Annotated in this window: 14 protein-coding genes; 5 read left to right on the top strand and 9 right to left on the bottom strand. The window is 40.1% G+C overall.

All coding sequences use genetic code 11. From position 1 onward, the window contains the following. Positions 1–9: 9 nt before the first annotated feature. Both mutM and GQR55_RS04945 read right to left on the bottom strand, forming a co-directional pair. The gene (mutM, locus tag GQR55_RS04950; RefSeq protein WP_166419675.1) at positions 10–819 is read right to left on the bottom strand and encodes a bifunctional DNA-formamidopyrimidine glycosylase/DNA-(apurinic or apyrimidinic site) lyase; all 810 of its coding nucleotides are present in this window, start codon (positions 817–819) and stop codon (positions 10–12) included. After that, positions 819–1,334 carry a hypothetical protein gene (locus GQR55_RS04945; RefSeq protein WP_024592812.1) on the bottom strand — a complete coding sequence of 172 codons (516 nt, stop codon included), beginning with the start codon at positions 1,332–1,334 and terminating at the stop codon, positions 819–821. The genes mutM and GQR55_RS04945 overlap by 1 nt, the downstream gene beginning before the upstream one ends. Positions 1,335–1,452: 118 nt before the next feature. Between GQR55_RS04945 and GQR55_RS04940 the strand changes: the two genes are divergently transcribed. Beyond that, positions 1,453–2,379 (top strand): manganese-dependent inorganic pyrophosphatase, encoded by a 927-nt coding sequence (locus GQR55_RS04940; protein WP_166419674.1) that lies wholly within the window; start codon positions 1,453–1,455, stop codon positions 2,377–2,379. 135 nt (positions 2,380–2,514) lie between these two features. Here the strand turns inward: GQR55_RS04940 and rpmG are convergent, their stop codons facing one another. The 3 genes from rpmG to radC form a co-directional block, all read right to left on the bottom strand. After that, a complete protein-coding gene (rpmG, locus tag GQR55_RS04935; protein ID WP_004335545.1) occupies positions 2,515–2,670 on the bottom strand; it encodes a 50S ribosomal protein L33 in 156 nt (51 codons plus the stop codon). Between the two features lie 11 nt (positions 2,671–2,681). After that, on the bottom strand, positions 2,682–2,918 hold the full coding sequence (gene rpmB / locus GQR55_RS04930; protein WP_004335549.1) for a 50S ribosomal protein L28: 237 nt from the start codon (positions 2,916–2,918) through the stop codon (positions 2,682–2,684). Between the two features lie 274 nt (positions 2,919–3,192). Next, positions 3,193–3,867 (bottom strand): DNA repair protein RadC, encoded by a 675-nt coding sequence (radC, locus tag GQR55_RS04925; protein WP_024598926.1) that lies wholly within the window; start codon positions 3,865–3,867, stop codon positions 3,193–3,195. A gap of 144 nt (positions 3,868–4,011) precedes the next feature. On the opposite strand from radC, the gene coaBC reads away from it, so the two are divergent. From coaBC to GQR55_RS04910, 3 genes are all read left to right on the top strand, one after another. Beyond that, positions 4,012–5,205, top strand: a complete 1,194-nt coding sequence (coaBC, locus tag GQR55_RS04920) for a bifunctional phosphopantothenoylcysteine decarboxylase/phosphopantothenate--cysteine ligase CoaBC (RefSeq protein WP_166419673.1) — start codon at positions 4,012–4,014, stop codon at positions 5,203–5,205. Between the two features lie 111 nt (positions 5,206–5,316). After that, positions 5,317–5,904: a nucleoid occlusion factor SlmA gene (gene slmA / locus GQR55_RS04915; protein ID WP_007581932.1), complete on the top strand. Its 588-nt coding sequence runs from the start codon at positions 5,317–5,319 to the stop codon at positions 5,902–5,904. Positions 5,905–6,056: 152 nt separating this feature from the next. Further along, positions 6,057–8,825: a prolyl oligopeptidase family serine peptidase gene (locus GQR55_RS04910; RefSeq protein WP_166419672.1), complete on the top strand. Its 2,769-nt coding sequence runs from the start codon at positions 6,057–6,059 to the stop codon at positions 8,823–8,825. A 69-nt stretch (positions 8,826–8,894) separates the two neighbouring features. On the opposite strand, the gene GQR55_RS04905 is transcribed toward GQR55_RS04910, so the two are convergent. The 4 genes from GQR55_RS04905 to GQR55_RS20335 form a co-directional block, all read right to left on the bottom strand. After that, positions 8,895–10,052, bottom strand: coding sequence for an ROK family transcriptional regulator (locus GQR55_RS04905; protein ID WP_165727168.1), 1,158 nt, complete (start codon positions 10,050–10,052; stop codon positions 8,895–8,897). Positions 10,053–10,126: 74 nt separating this feature from the next. Continuing rightward, on the bottom strand, positions 10,127–11,368 hold the full coding sequence (locus tag GQR55_RS04900; protein ID WP_166419671.1) for a DUF4147 domain-containing protein: 1,242 nt from the start codon (positions 11,366–11,368) through the stop codon (positions 10,127–10,129). 10 nt (positions 11,369–11,378) lie between these two features. Beyond that, a complete protein-coding gene (locus GQR55_RS04895) occupies positions 11,379–12,959 on the bottom strand; it encodes a sodium:solute symporter (protein ID WP_165727166.1) in 1,581 nt (526 codons plus the stop codon). A gap of 196 nt (positions 12,960–13,155) precedes the next feature. Beyond that, positions 13,156–15,597, bottom strand: a complete 2,442-nt coding sequence (locus tag GQR55_RS20335) for a TonB-dependent receptor (protein ID WP_166419670.1) — start codon at positions 15,595–15,597, stop codon at positions 13,156–13,158. A 196-nt stretch (positions 15,598–15,793) separates the two neighbouring features. On the opposite strand from GQR55_RS20335, the gene GQR55_RS04885 reads away from it, so the two are divergent. Continuing rightward, positions 15,794–17,095, top strand: a complete 1,302-nt coding sequence (locus tag GQR55_RS04885; protein WP_166419669.1) for a trehalase family glycosidase — start codon at positions 15,794–15,796, stop codon at positions 17,093–17,095. Positions 17,096–17,100 lie beyond the last annotated feature (5 nt).

Genomic DNA, 17,100 nt, shown 5'->3' with positions numbered 1-17,100 from the left:
ACTAGATAACTACTTTTGGCAATTTGAGCAAAAAATAGTACTGCGCTGCCCCAATCTAATTTCTTCCAATTCGTTTTCACACGTCATACATGGCTTGCCTTTGCGCCCATATACTAATAACTCTTGAGCAAAATACCCTGGTTTACCATCACTTTGTGCAAAGTCTTTAAGCGTTGTACCACCTTGTATTATAGCCGCAGCAAGCGTGTCTTTTATAATAGGGATAAGTGCTTGATAACGTTTGAGCGATACTTTTCCCGCTTCTCGCTTTGGATGTATACCCGCTTTAAATAACGATTCATTCGCGTAAATATTACCAACACCAACCACCACTGCGTTATCCATAATAAATTGCTTTACGGGTACTTTTTTATTGCGCGACTGTTCGTACACGCGTTTAGCAAAAAAATCATCGGTAAGCGGCTCAGGGCCAAGCTTAGAGAGTAGCTTATGCACTTCACCTCGCTCTTGCCATAAGCAGCAACCAAAGCGACGAGGATCGTTTAAGCGCAGTGCTTTACCGTTGCCAAAAATAAACTCAACATGGTCATGTTTTTTAAGCGGCTCATTTTTTTCTACAACACGTAAATTACCCGACATACCCAAGTGTAAAATAGTGCTTCCAAGCTCACAGTGTAAAAGTAAATATTTAGCTCGTCGTTCAATACTAGTAACAATTAGCCCTTCAAGTTGATACACGTCATCTGGCACTGGCCAGCGCATACTGGCATTGTAAATATTTACCTTAGTAACTACTTGGTTTTGTATGTGGGGAGTGATGCCCATTCGGCTCACTTCTACCTCTGGTAATTCAGGCATTAATTAGACTCACTTTGTGAAAAATCAAAACTAGGAAATAACTGCTGTGCAGTTTTTAAATCGAGTGCGAGTATTCGTTGGCTACTCTTTTCGAGTAAGTAATATTGCCCATCGCCTTTATAAAGCAAATAAACCCAAGGTAAACTCTCGCCAGCCAACTCAAATGTAGCAACATATAAAGGCTCATTAGGATTAAAAACAACAGATTCGTTAACGCCCATTAACTGCGCGCTTTGCCATTGGTTAATTAAATCACTAAGTTGCTGCTCAGATGCTTGCCACACAAGCGGTATGTCTTTTTGTAGTGGGGTTGTACGCCAGCTTGTTCCTATTCGCTCAATTTTTTGATCAACAAATTGCAGTGTCAGTACAAAACTTTGCTGGGGGAGTACGGCTTGTAATGTTGGTTTATCCTCCCCTCCAAAAAGTTGCTTATGCCAGCCATTTAAGAAGAAGATCATAATCAACATCGAAAATATTATAACGTTGTTCCAACCTTTACGGCCCAGTCGCATATTAATACACCTAGTAAATTCAAGATTTTAAAGTGTAACTAAAACTTAATTGCGCTGTCTATATGTTAAAGGCCGCAGACTTTGTTAGAATATCGGCAAATTTAAAGGAGTTCCGTCAATGTCTATGTATGTAGTGGGCCATAAAATCCCAGATTCAGATTCTATTTGTGGTGCAATTGCACTGGCTTATTTAAAAAACCAAATCGATGAGCCTGCAATTCCAACTCGTCTTGGTGAAATTTCACCTGAAACTCAATTTATCCTTGATAAATTTGGCTTCGAAGCACCAGAGCTTAAATTAAGCTACGCGGGTGAAGATGTGTATATTGTAGATCACACAGAAAAAACACAAGCACCCGATGATATCGACCAAGCTCGCGTTGTTGGCGTGGTAGATCACCACAAATTAGGTGACTTAACATCATCTACTCCGCTTGAATGCTGGATTCGTCCTGTTGGTTGTTCAAACACTATTATTAAAATGATGTACGACTTCTACAGCGTAGAAATCCCTAAAGACATCGCGGGTATTATGATGTGTGCAATTTTAAGCGACACAGTCATATTTAAATCACCAACATGTACCACTGCCGATATTAAATGTGTTGAAGCGCTTGCTGAAATTGCAGGTATCGATGACTTTAAAGAATTGGGTATGGATATGTTCCGCGTTAAATCTGCGGTAGAAGACACACCAGCACGTGATTTAGTAATGCGTGACTTTAAAGACTTCAACATGAACGGTAACCTAGTAGGCATTGGCCAATTAGAAGTAATCGACCTTGCTGTTTTTGACGATATTAAAGCAGACCTTGCAGCCGATATTGCTAAGCTAAAAGTTGAGGGCAACCGCCACTCGGTATTTTTACTGCTTACCGATATAATGAAAGAAGGCTCAGAAATGCTAATTGTATCTGACGATGCAAACTTAGTTGAGCAGGCTTATGGCGTAAAACCAGAAAATGATAAAGTATGGTTAGAGGGTGTACTGAGCCGTAAAAAGCAAGTAGTACCACCACTACAAGATGCATTCACAAAAATCTAATTGTGTTTTCGTTTTTTGACTTAAAAGCCTTGTTGGTTATGCCAACGAGGTTTTTTTATATCAATTCCCTAATCATATTTTTAAAAACAAAAAACCCAGCCTAAGCTGGGTTTTTAAATTCTAAAAGAACTAAAATTACTTAATTTTAGCTTCTTTAAAAAGAACATGTTTACGAATCTTTGGATCAAACTTTTTGATTTCCATCTTCTCAGGCATGTTACGTTTGTTTTTGTCAGTAGTGTAGAAAAAACCAGTACCGGCAGTTGAAACTAAACGGATTTTATCGCGCATGATTCAGATCCTTAAACTTTAACGCCGCGAGCACGGATTTCTGTAAGAACCGTGTCGATGCCTTTTTTATCGATAATACGCATACCTTTAGTAGTAGTGCGTAATGTTACAAAACGTTTTTCACTTTCAACCCAAAAACGGTGTGTTTGTAGGTTAGGTAGGAAACGACGTCTAGTCGCGTTTCTCGCGTGTGAACGGTGATTACCAACCGCAGGACGCTTACCTGTAACTTGACATACTTTAGACATGTCTATATATCTCCAATAACTTCGCTCGAGCTTAATTTAATCTAAGGCCGTGTATTTCCGCCCTAGAGATAAATCGAAGGGCGCTCTTTATACAGCTTTTACAGGCAAAGATCAAACACTGATCTATCCAATCAGCTCATATATGTAAATTTGATAGCGGCTAATTATAAAGATCGAATGCCCTTAGGGAAAGTAAAAACTGCATTTAAATTAAACTAATTTGCCAAAACACGTTAAACAGCTCATTTTTAACACACTTCTGTATCTAACAAAGCTAAATCAGGCCTCGCTCGGCAAACGAAACACACGTTTCTCCACCAACAATGATGTGATCGAGCACACTTATGTCGACCAATTGCAGTGCTTGCTGCAATTTATTAGTAATAAGTTTGTCTGCTTGGCTCGGTTCTGCAATACCACTTGGATGATTATGCGCAAAAATAACAGCGGCTGCATTATTTTTAAGGGCAGCTTTTACCACTTCACGCGGGTACACACTGGCAGAATTAATTGTGCCATAAAAAAGTATTTCATCTTTTACTAATCTATTTTGGCTATCTAGGTATAACACCATAAAGACTTCTTGTTGTAAGCCCCGCATTTGAATTGTTAGGTAATCGTAAACTGAGTTTGGCGAATTAAACACGGCGTCTCGTTGGCAACGCTCCTGCATATAACGTTGGCTTAGCTCTAACACAGCTTGTAGCTGAACATACTTAGCGGTCCCTAACCCCTTTTGAGAGCAAAACTCCTCAATGCTTGCATTAAACAAATTATGAAGTGTTTTATTCTCGTTTAATAAATGCTGAGCCAACTCAATTACATTCATTCCCGGTAACCCTGTTCGTAAAAATATAGCAAGAAGCTCTGCGTCACTGAGTGCTTTAGCCCCTTTTGCGATCAATTTTTCACGAGGTCGAAGTGAGTTTGGTAGTGAAGTAAGTTGCATTATTCATCCTTGAGAGGCGAAAGTGTCTTATAAATGTAATGCAAATTTGAAATTTAGCCTGTTATTTCGAATTAAAAAACTTCGCTGTATGGCTAAAGATTTGTTATTTTAAGCCCAATATTTAATAAAAACTGATGAACATCCATGACTAACTTAACAAACAAAAAAATTGTACTAGGTATTACCGGCGGTATTGCAGCTTATAAATGTGCAGAACTCGTTAGGCGATTAAAAGACTCTGGTTGTGAAGTAAAAGTAGTTATGACTGAATCAGCTAAACACTTTATTACACCACTGACCATGCAAGCCGTTAGTGGCGAAACAGTCTCTGACTCATTGCTAGACCCTTCTGCTGAAGCTTCAATGGGCCATATTGAATTTGCAAAATGGGCTGACTTAATTTTAGTTGCTCCAGCGACGTGTAATATTATTGCTAAAATGGCAGCCGGCATTGCTGATGATTTACTAACAACGTTACTGCTCGCAACGCCTGCAAAAGTGGCCGTTGCACCAGCAATGAACCAGCAAATGTATGCACACGCAGCTACACAAGCTAATTTGGCCACATTAAAAGCACGTAACGTACTAATTTGGGGCCCAGGGAAAGGTGAGCAAGCGTGTGGCGATGTAGGCGCTGGACGCATGCTAGAACCACATGAGCTTGTTGCCCTATGTATAGCAAAAGAGCAACCGCAATTACTTGCAGGAAAAACAATCACAATAACGGCAGGCCCAACGCGTGAGCCTCTCGACCCAGTACGTTTTATATCAAATCACAGCTCTGGAAAAATGGGTTATGCACTGGCAGAGGCTGCTTTGCAACTCGGTGCAGAGGTTAACTTAATTTCAGGCCCTGTAAACATTAAAGCCCCTACTGGCGTAAACCTTATTAATATAGAAAGCGCTGAGCAGTTACTAAATGAATCATTAATTTATGCACCACAATCAGATGCATTTATAGGCTGCGCCGCTGTAGCAGATTATCGAGCGGCAAACATTGCGACTCAAAAAATGAAAAAACAAGGCGACGAACTCACCCTTACTTTAACTAAAAACCCTGACGTAATTGCAGCTATTGCCAATCTTAAACAAAACCGTCCTTATACGGTTGGGTTTGCCGCCGAAACTCAAAATGTAGAAAGCTATGCTAAAGGTAAACTACAAAATAAAAATCTAGATATGATTTGCGCTAATGACGTATCAAAAAGTGGCTTAGGGTTTAATTCAGATCATAATGCTTTAACACTGTACTGGCATAATGAACAACTAGAATTACCAACAACAAGTAAAACAGAAATAGCTCGCAAGGTGATCGAACAGCTGGCTAAACATCTATAAAAAGGCTGGAAACAAACTGAATAAAACATTAACATACGCCATTCATTTGAACAAAAAATGACTAGGGTTCTTAACTGCGCCACTAAGAATAACTAATAAAAAGGAATGTTCATGCCTGCGACAAAAAGAAGTAATCGCAAAGAGCAAATACTGCAAGCACTCGCACAAATGTTAGAAACTAATTTAGGTCAACGCATCACTACAGCAAAACTAGCTGCTGAAGTAGGCGTATCTGAAGCCGCGCTGTACCGCCACTTCCCTAGCAAAGCACGTATGTTTGAGGGCTTAATTGAGTTTATTGAAGATACCCTTTTATCGCGTATAAATATTATTATTGAAAACGAAAAAGAAAGCCAAACGCGCATTTACAACATTTTATTATTACTTCTAACCTTTGCTGAAAAAAACCCAGGCATTACCCGTATTTTAACCGGCGACGCATTGCAAGGTGAGCAGGAACGTTTACGCGAGCGTGTACAAAGTCTGTTTGAAAAATTAGAAACTCAGTTTAAACAAGTACTTCGTGAGCGTAAATTACGTGAAGGTAAAAACTTTCAAAGTGATGAGCTTACTCTTGCAAACTTTTTACTTGCCTACGTTGAAGGAAAAATGAATCAGTTTGTACGCAGCGACTTTAAAGCAAAGCCCAGTGTTCAATTTGAAAAACAATGGCTTGAGCTGCAAAAAATTTGGCTGTAATTACTGCTAAATTAATAAATTAAATACTAAATTAAATACTAAAAAACGACCTACGGGTCGTTTTGTCGTATGTAACTGCCATTTATCTGATCCGCTCGAATTATGAACCAAACTCGTTACAATGAAACCATGTCATAATACGAGAATCAATAATGAAAACAAAACTCACCCTATTAAGCACAGCACTCATTGCTAGCTTAACTAGCGCCGCCATACACGCTAAAGAATCGCTACAATTTAAAGATGTATTTGGTTTTAAATCAGCAAAAAGCACGCAACTGTCTGACAATGGTCAAGTACTCACTTTTAGTGCAACGCCGTATCGTGGTAATGCAACAGGCCAAGTTTACTCACTACAAAGCAATACTCTCATCGCAGAAGTAGAGCGCGGCACTAAGCCTCATATTAATAAAGCGGCAAACTGGGTCGCTTTTACACAAGTACCTACCTTACTTGAAAAAGAAACAACCAAAAAAAAAGACACCCTTAAAAACAATCTGGTACTCGTAAACACGCAATCAGGTGCCCAACAAAACTTTGCTGATGTAAAAGATTACACGTTATCTGATGACGGTATGTGGCTTGCTTATCGTTTAAATAAAAAAGACGATGACGCAAAAGTAGAAGATAAAACCGATAGCACTAAAAACGAAGAAGATAACGCTATCACGCCCGATAAAAAAGATAAGAGCTATGCGCTTGTTATCGTAAATTTATCTGATAAACGCACCCATACAATAGAAAACGTATTTAGCTACGCTATTAACTCAGCTAACAGCCAACTATTAGTGAGTCAAAGTTACAGCGACGGTAATAACAACCAAATAGCGTTAATTGAGCTAAGTAACTTTAATAACAGCGTATTAATTGATGAACCGGGCGTAATCGCAAATAAAATAGCGTGGCACCCAACTGACAACATTGCAGCGTTTACATTGGGTAATTATGTAAATGATGACACGCGTCGCCGTAGCTATAGTTTACAGCTATATAAAAACGATAAACTTTCAACAATAGCATCACCTGATAAAACATGGGTTTTAGGTAAAACAGCCTCTCTTAAGTGGTCAGAAAATGGCGAGCGCTTATATTTTGAAAACCATCCAAAATTAGCAGCTAAAGTAAAAGCCAAAGAATATACCGATGAAGCCTCATTGTACGACTTTGATACCATACGTGAACATAAAGGTTTAGATGTATGGCATAACAACGATGCGCAAATAAAACCACGTGAAGAACAACAATGGAATCAAGTTAATAAAAATCGCCATTACAGCGCGGTATATCACGTTAACTCGCAAAAAGTGGTACAGCTAAGTACCACTAATATGCCTGAGGTTGCACTGAACCCTGAGCGAGATGCCTCTTTACTTGGCTCATCTAACATCCCCTATCTAGAAAAAATAATGTACGGCGGTTTTTTTGCTGATTACTTTGCAGTAAATATAAATACAGGTAAGCAAACACCCATTATTAGCAACTACCCGTTTAGACCAAGCCTTGCACCAAGTGGTGAGTTTGCGGCTTATTTTAGCGATAGCCAAATACAGTTAAAAGATTTAAAAAATAATAAAGTAACACCGCTTACAAAAGCTATTCAGGCAACCTTTGCTGATGACAAACACGACTACCCATCTACCCAACCTGGTTATGGTTTTGCTGGTTGGATGACCGATAGCAGCCAAGTGCTTGCTTATAGTAAGTACGATATTTGGGCATTTGACGTAAAAACGCAGCAAGCTAAACGCCTAACTAATGGTAAGCAAAGCAATACGCAGTACCGTGTTATTAAGCTTGATAAAACCCAAGTGGGCTTTAAAAAAGGCGATACATTACTTGTCTCTGCTATTAACTTACAAACTAAACAAAGCGAAGTTGCAAAGCTCGACTTAACCACTAACACACTAACTAAGGTGCTTAGCGGTAATAAACGCTTTGATATGGTTAAAAAAGCCAAAAAGGCTGACAAGTACTTATTTACCTCGCAAACTTATAGCCAATTTCCTGATTACTACCAAACAGATTTTAGCTTTAGCGCACCAAAACAAGTGACCACGCTAAACCCACAAATTAATAATTTTGCGTGGGGCGAAAAGCCAGAGCTAATTAGCTATAAAGGTTTTGATGGCGAAGACTTACAAGGCGTACTTATAAAACCAGCGGGCTATAAAAAAGGCGATAAAGTACCTGTGGTTGTGTATTTTTATCGTTACATGAGTCAACGCATGTTTGATTTTCCTAAGATGGAATTAAATCATCGCCCTAACTTCCCTATGTTTACCTCAAACGGTTATGCGGTATTTTTACCTGATATTCGCTTTGAAATAGGTCACCCTGGTAAATCGTCAACGCAAACCATGATAAACGCTACCCAAAAATTAATAGATTTAGGCATAGCCGACCCAGATAAAATAGGCTTACAAGGTCACTCTTGGGCGGGTTATCAAAGTGCGTTTATGATAACCCAAACAGATATGTTTAAAGCGGTTGTATCTGGCGCGCCAGTATCAAACATGACCAGTGCTTACAGTGGCATACGTTTAAAATCGGGCCTTGCTCGTCAATTTCAATACGAAACAGGACAAAGCCGTATTGGCAAAAACTTATTTGAAGCACCAGAACTTTATATAGAAAACTCACCAGTATTTTTTGCAGACAAAGTTAATACGCCTATCTTAATAATGTCTGGCGACAAAGACGATGCAGTACCTTGGCATGAGAGCGTGCAGTACTACTTAGCTCTGCGCCGTGCAGGAAAAGATGCTACATTTTTACAATACGAAGGTGAACCACACCACTTGAAAAAGTTTCCTAATCAGGTCGATTTTTCAGTACGTATGATGCAGTACTTTGATCATTACTTAAAAGGCAAACCAGCTGCTAAGTGGATGACACAAGGTGAGGCATTCGTTGAAGAGTAAATAACCCACACTAAAAAGCCGATATTGCATAAACAATATCGGCTTTTTTGTTTTTAAATTCCTCTTAAACTACAAACACAGCTCTCTAAATGGCAAAGTAGCTGCGCCAATTGATACCGGAAAATTATCAATATTAGATACCACCAACTTAGGCATTGGCCGCTTAGCGCCACGTCTAAATTGTGCATAAACCTCAGTACGTGCAATAACTTTTTCAGCCAACTCTTTTGGAATATGACCACCAATAATAATCGCTTCAGCATCTAATAATGCAGAGCAACAAGTTGCCACTAAATCAAATGAGTCTTGAACTTTAAACAGCCACTCTTCAACGCCTGGCCAATCGGGGTCAAAGTTGTCGTGCAGATCGTAAATAGAAGTAACGGCTACGCCATTTTTTTTCAAAATACGTTTTAGTAATTCAAGATTAGGGTGCGCATACAATTTAGGCGGTAGCATGTCGCCAAGCTCACCTGCGTTTCCGTAAGTACCACGCAGTACATCGCCATTATTTACAATACCGCCACCAAATGCGGCCGATACAAACATATAAACAAAGTTTTTGTACTCACGACCAATACCAGCAACGCCCTCGCCTGCAGCTGCGCCTGTTGCATCGTTAACAACCCACGTAGGAAGCTGAAAATGCTGCGACACAATATCGATAATATCAACTTGCGACCATTCTTCTAGCATATGGTGAGTATTCATTTTTCCATCCATTGAGCTAAAAAAGCCAGAGATACCCACGCCCATTCCCAGTACTTTTTCACTTGGGATGTCCCGCTCAGCGCTTATATCTTCCACCAGCTTTTGTGCACATTTAAGCACATTATTAATGCTCATATCCGACATTAGCTGCATATGGGTGTAAACCACCTTTCCCGTAAAATCCATTACGGCAATCGAAATAGCATCAAGCAAAATAGCTAAGCCAAAGGTAAATCCGTAATCGGGGTTAAGGGCAATGCCAAACCCTGGCTTACCTTTTTTATTTGGAATTAGCGTATCGCTTTGCACTATTACGCCGTGCTGGGTTAACGACTTAAGTAAACGCGACACAGTTTGTTGTGGAATACGAGTTGCGCTCACAATATGACTTTGAGTTACGCACTTTTCCCAAAACACCACTTTTATAATATCGCGCTCAATATCTTGAAATAGCTTTTCGCCTTTTCCAAGCTCAAAACCAGAGCGTAATAAGTTACTGTTGTTTAACGAAAACATAGGTATTAACCCTAACAAAATTGGAGCACAAGATTACGTGAAACCATTATAAAGAACAAGTAGATAAACTGCGCCTATTCAATCACTATCACTCTAAAATCATTCACATTTGTGTTAGTTGGCCCAGTAATAATTAAATCATCAATGGCTTTAAAAAACTGATGGCTATTATGCCCTTCTAACTGTGCTTGAAGGCTCTCTCCGGCGTTTTGAGCGCGTGTAATCGTGGTGCTATTTATGTAAGCACCCGCTACATCTTTACTACCATCTACACCATCTGTATCACAAGCAAGTGCGTAAATACCCGCTTTGCCATTAAGTGCCTCAGCCAGTGCCATTAAGTATTCTTGATTTGGCCCACCATCGCCATAAACATCAGCAACGGTGACGGTAAGCTCGCCACCGGAGAACAACATAACGCGCTTGCCTTGGGCTTTTTGCTCAAGTGCGATAGCCGCATGTTGCTTTGCAACTTCTTTAGCCTCGCCTTGAATATCATATCCTAGTACTTGGGTTTCCCAACCTTGATGCTGTGCAACACTTATAGCGCTATCAATAGCATGTTGCGCGTTTGCAACAATAAAGTGCTCACCTATGGTATCGGCAGCTCTTTCTTGCTCAGGTTTTAATAAATGCGCTTGAACCTCTGTAATTACCGGCCAATTGTACTTTTGTAAAATAGCCAGTGCATCGGCTTTTGTGCTGCCATCGCTAATAGTTGGACCAGACGCTATATCACTTGGTTTATCCCCTACTACATCTGAAATAATCAACGTAACGTAATCCGACTTAGCGGCCTGCGCTAACTTGCCGCCTTTAACAAGTGACAACTGCTTACGGACTACATTTATTTCATCAACGCTTGCACCACTTCTCAGTAAAAATTGGTTAAGCTTTTGCTTTTGTGAAAAAGGTACATCATCAACAGGTAGGCACATCAACGACGAACCGCCCCCCGAAATAATAAACAAAATAGGAATATCAGCCGGATTATTTCTTACAAGCTCCAATAACTCTTTGCCAGCAGCTAAACTGTTATCGTCTGGTGTTGGGTGGTTTGCACTAAGCACTTTAATTCGCCCAGTATCGCCGCTACTTTCGTAGCCATAACGCGTTACCACTGCGCCAAAACATTTATCACCATAAAAGCGATTAACTTCAGCGGCCATTTCGGCGGCGGCTTTACCTGCCCCCACTACACACAAACCTTTACTTGCATCTATATTTTCTAAATACTTACTCATGCAAGCACTGGGTTTACAGGCATTTACCGCAGTGGTAAATAAATCAATTAAAAACGATTTTTTAGAATCCATTAGTCACAGCTCACGAAAAAATTGAAGGAATAGCTAAACAAATTAATATCATCACAATAAACATGCTAAGTAGCATAACGATATCTTTGCCAGTTAAAATTGAGTTTGACACTGTCTCGGCATTTTGTACTTTTGTTACTTCGTTTACTTCTCGTGGAATTAAACGACTCGTCACATAAATAATCACAGCGGCGCTTACAAAACCTATAAAGTTCCACCAAAACCAGAAAATATCAGGCGCAAATACCGACACCAACAAGTTAATTAATACACCGCTAATTAAGCCAATATTGGCATGCAATGCAGCACTGCGTTTACTTAGTACAGCAACTAAAAATACCGCCAGTATTGGGCCATAAAATAACGAACCTACTTTGTTAATCGCTTCAATGATGGTTGGTGCAATATCGCCAGCAAAAAGTGATAGCACAAGTGTAATTGCGCCCCATGCTAAACCTAAGTATTTAGCTAATTTTAAGTAAGATGGTTGGTCGAGCTCTTTGTTAGATATACGGCTGTAATCTTCAATACTTACGGCCGAAAGTGAATTAATTGCAGAGCTTAGTGACGACATCGCTGCCGACAAAATAGCAACAACCAATAAACCAATTAAGCCATGCGGTAGGTAATCTAAAATAAATATAGGCATCATCCAATCAGGGTTATCTGCTGGAATTTTTGCTAAAAATTCAGGATTACTCATTGCCAGTGTGCCAACAATTAAACCCGACACACAATATAAAATAGTAATAGGAAAGCGCACTACGCCATTTGCTAAAATCATGTAGCGTAGGTTTTTAGGATCTTTTGCACTGAGCGCTCGTTGCGCTTGCGTTTGGTCACACCCGTAGTAAGAGGCATAAAGTACCACACCACCAAAAATCATCGGTAAAAAGCCAAAGCCATCACCGCTAAAACCAAATGAATCAAACTTAATCGCTTCTAATCGGCTCGAATCAACATTACTAATAAACGAGTCAACGCCACCTAAGTGATAAAGCCCAAACCCTATACAAGCAATAGTCCCCAGAACAATGATGATCATTTGAATCGCATCACCATATACTACGGCTTTCATCCCACCTTGCAGTGAATATAAAACAGTTATAACGCCAGTTAATACAATGGCCTGCCATGCTTCTATTCCCATGGTGCCTTGTAGAATAAGTGATACCGCGTAAATCATAATACCGGTGGCAAACGCACGGCTAAACTGAAATACCACACTAATAAGTACACGGGTTGAGCGTCCGAAGCGCATCTCTAAATAATCGTAAATACTAACAATGCCGCTTTTATAAAGCTTGGGTAAAATAGTTGCTAAAATTAAAATCATCGCCAGCGGAACACCCAGCTCATACGAGAGCCATTGCATACCGCCACCTTCACGCAAACCAACAAATGCAGGAGCCGAAATAAAACTAATAGCCGAAAGCTGAGTGGCCATTACCGACAAAGCCAAAGGTTTCCAACCTAAGCTTTTACCTCCTAAAAAATAGTCATTTTTATTGGTTTGTTCGCGTAGCATAAATCCCATTACCAATAAGGCACCAAGATAAAGAGCAACTATTGAAAAATCTAATATATTCATAATTTATTCGCGTATTCACAATATGAAAACACTGCGCCTTTTCAAAATTAAAATACCAAACGGCTACCTGCCTTTACCTTTTTACTAAACAATCGTATTCCAAAAGGTAAACCTGTAACTAACTTAGCTGAAAAATGCATCACAATGCAAAAAGCCTATTAACCCAAAAGTGAGTTAATAGGCATAAAGCATTTATTTAAAAGTCGTATTTAACTCTTAAAGTAACGCGTCGTGGGAGAATCGGGCGACCTACAAAGTATGGATTATCTGCCGTTTGGCTATTGCCTAAACGTGGCGAACCTTCAGTAACACCGTCAGAATCAAACAGGTTAAATACCCCAACGCTTAAGCGTACTGTTTGCTCTGGTGCAACTTGCCAGTTATAACCTGCATCAAATCTAAATAAATGGAATGAATCAAGTTCTACAGAGTTTGCATCGTTAGCAAAGTTTTTACCTGTAAAGTTATGATAAATAGAAGCATCCCAGTCATCTGTGGTATAGCTTATAGATGTATTGAATAGTATTTTTGGTTTACGACGTAACTCGTTACCAATAATAGAAGGATCTGAATCAAATTCGGTAAATTCGTGATCGGTGTAGGTCATGTTGGCATCAACAGCCCACTCATCGGTAATATCGTAACGACCTGTAAGCTCAACACCGGTTGCTTTAGTTGACTGCATAACTGGCAGTTCTAATACGCCACCGTTACCATCGTTTACAAAGTCTACGCTGCGTCTATCTTTTAAGTCAGTTCTAAATAACGCAACACTGCCGCTAAAGTCGTTATCAAAAAACTTAACACCTAGTTCGCCCTGCTCTACAATTTCAGCTTCGTAGCTAGCTGGTTCGCCTAAGTCATTAAACTGAATACCTCTAATTTCTGGGAAGAAAAACCCGCGAGATGCATTGGCATATACATTTAAGTTATCTGTTAAGCGATATAACGCCGCACCCGATACAGCAAATTCAGACGTATCTACTTCACCGTAGGTCATTACACCACTACCGGTTGTGTTTACTTGTAAGTTAGATGCGAGTGATGGGTCATTATTTATTTGTACAACTTGGCTGCCTTCGCGGCTAATTTTGCCTTCAATTTCTTCGTAGCGAACACCAAAGTCAAAAATCCAATCGTCACTTTCCATTTGATCCGCTATATAAAGTGCACGGCGGGTAGCGCTAATGGTTTGGTTAGTATAAGAAATACCTGGCCCACTAATGCCATTTTGTGTGTATTGAATCTCGTCGCCATTAACATCGGTATACGTTAAGTCAATTAAGCGAGGGTTATTATTAAATTCACCTAAGTAAGTCGTAATAACGTTATCGTCGTCGGCTTCACTGTGAGAGAAAAATGTACCAACTGTAATATCATGGCTAAAATCACCTACATAAATACTTTTGATGATATTAAATTCTGCAGAAAAATCTTCAGCTGGGCGGTCGCGGTCTAAAATGCGGTTAGCAAATAGTAAGTCATCGCTTGCAAGTGCGATACCTGAATTAACATAAGAAAACTCAGCGCCGCTTGCATCACCTAAGCCACGGTTAGCTAAAAAGTCGTCTTGGCTTTCAGGTACATTAATAATACCGTCGCCATCTAAAAATAAATTAAATTCGTGTTGGTATTTAGCGTATTTACTGCGCATGTTGATAGCAAAATCGTTAGCGAGTTCTTTTTCAAACACCACTGAAACAGAGCCACCTTTAGTGACTACACCATCGCTGATTGGCGATTCATAACGACCATTTGCTGTATCGTACGTTAAGTTAGATACTTGCGCTGTTTGCAGTGATTCTACTTCACGACCATCGTTACCGATTAAGCGCTCACGGCTTTCGCCATCAAGTGGAATAGGTAAATAAAACTGAGCTTGGTCGTCAATGTACTGTCCGTAAACCGTAAATGAGCCAGAGCCATCATCAAATTCTTTACGAATATTACCACGTAACTGAGTACCTTTAGTCTCAAGGCCTGTATCTAAAGGGCCCTCGTCGTAGCGGTAAAAACCAGAAAGCGCATAATATAAGCCGTCTTCATTAAGTGGACCGCTCGTTGCAAAATCTAAGCGTGTACGCCCTTGGTCAGAAAGCTCCATTTGTACGGTACTTTGCGGATCGTCACTGCCCGTTTTAGAAATATAGTTAATAATGCCGGCCACAGAGCCTTGGCCAAATAAATTAGATACACCACCACGCACAAACTCTACGCGTTCAATACCCAGATCGTTACGGTAATACACATCAAACGCCGATGAGTTCAAACCAAAAACACTCAGTGTCGGTGAACCATCATACGACAGTGGCGTAAATTGAAACTGACCCGATGAAGGTAAGCCTCTTACTTGAAGGTTAGTAGCGACTTCACCGCCACCGCCTTCTACTTTAATACCCGGAATATAGCGAAGCACATCTGCTTGGCTACTTGAAGAAAGCTTTACCAGCTCGTCTTCGCTAATAGATGTTACTGATTGTGGAGTGTCTGAAATAACACGCCCTTTACTGGTACCAGAGACGATAATACGCTCAACGTTGTTAGCTTTTTTTGCTGTATCTGGTGCAGTTTCTTCTGCTGCATAAGCGCCCTGTGCAAGGCATAAAGATACAATAGAGGCGATCGTAGTTTTATTCACGGGTATTCTCCATTTGTGCTAGTTGTCTGTGTGTATTTACTTAGAGTGTGGCTAAGTAAAGCCGAAATAATCAAGTGAACATGTTAGTTTTTTGTTACTTCGAACAGGATTTAAGCACAGAAAAAAAACATTTACAACCCATAATGAGTGCTTTAATATTGTCCAAATCGAAAATAATACACAAAGAGCACCCAATATGACTACTATAAACAGCGGTAAAATTGACTCAGCAACGGCTTCATCGCTTGCAGACCTTGCTACTAAAACACTTATAGCAAACGACTTAGGTGGCTATACAGTACCAACACATGGCCTATACCCGTTTCAGTGGAACTGGGACTCAGCCATTACAGCGCTAGGTTGGATGAAGTCTGACGAAAGCCGCGCATGGCAAGAAATTGATGTGTTATTTTCAGGCCAATGGGATGATGGCATGGTGCCGCACATCTTGTTTCATAAAGATTCAGATACTTATTTTCCAGGTCCTGACGTATGGGGATCAGATAAAAAAATCAAAAGTACCTCTATTTCACAGCCGCCAGTAGTTGCTACTGTAATGAAGGAGATGCTTGCCAGTGCGAAAGACAAAACACTTGCAGAACAAAAAGTTAAAGCGTTATTTTCACAAGTAGTTGACTATCATTTATGGTGGTACAACGACCGAGATCCTGAAAGTACTGGTTTAGTAGTGACATACCACCCGTGGGAGTCGGGCATGGATAACAGCCCATCATGGGATGACGCTCTTCAAGCTGTGCCATGTGTGGATTGGGAATATACGCGCCGTGATACAAGCCATGTAGACTCTTCTCAACGTCCACATAAAAGTGAATACGACCGCTTTTTATACCTTGTAGACTTTTTTAAACGTAACAACTTTGACAGTAAAGTAATTTACGAAACCAGCCCGTACAAAATGAATGACCTAGGTATTATTGCTATTTTGCACCGTGCAACCAAAGATTTACTCAAAATGGGTGAACAACTTGGTTTAAACGATGCCCGCACTGATTACTTAGCACAGCGTTTACAAAAAACAGAGCAAGCCATAAACACTTTATGGTGTGAGCAAAGTCAGTATTTTTATTGTCGTGATGTATTAACTAACAGCTTAGCGAAAGTTAAAACATCAGCCGCGCTATTAACTGTATATGCAGGCTTAACAAGCGATGAGCAAACTAAAATAATTAATACAGCCACTGAAGATTTTATTGAGTCGAGCCAATTTAGTGTGGCTTCTACCCACCCTAAAGAAGAAAAATACGAGCCACAACGCTACTGGCGCGGCCCTATTTGGTTACACATTAACTGGATGATAGCCACAGGCCTTAAAGAAGCCGGCTGTGTAACAACGGCTGAAAAAATTCAAGATGATACGCGCAACCTCGTTGTTAAGTCAGGCTACTACGAATACTTTAACCCAGAAACAGGCGCAGGCTGTGGTGGTAAAGACTTCTCGTGGACAGCTGCAATAGCATTACATTGGCTACTTGACTAACAACT

The organism is Pseudoalteromonas sp. Z1A8, from assembly GCF_011378855.1.
In the GTDB taxonomy this organism is placed as follows: domain Bacteria; phylum Pseudomonadota; class Gammaproteobacteria; order Enterobacterales; family Alteromonadaceae; genus Pseudoalteromonas.
The sequence above is the reverse complement of the archived record's forward strand: the minus strand, read 5'-3'. Positions and strand labels throughout refer to the sequence as shown.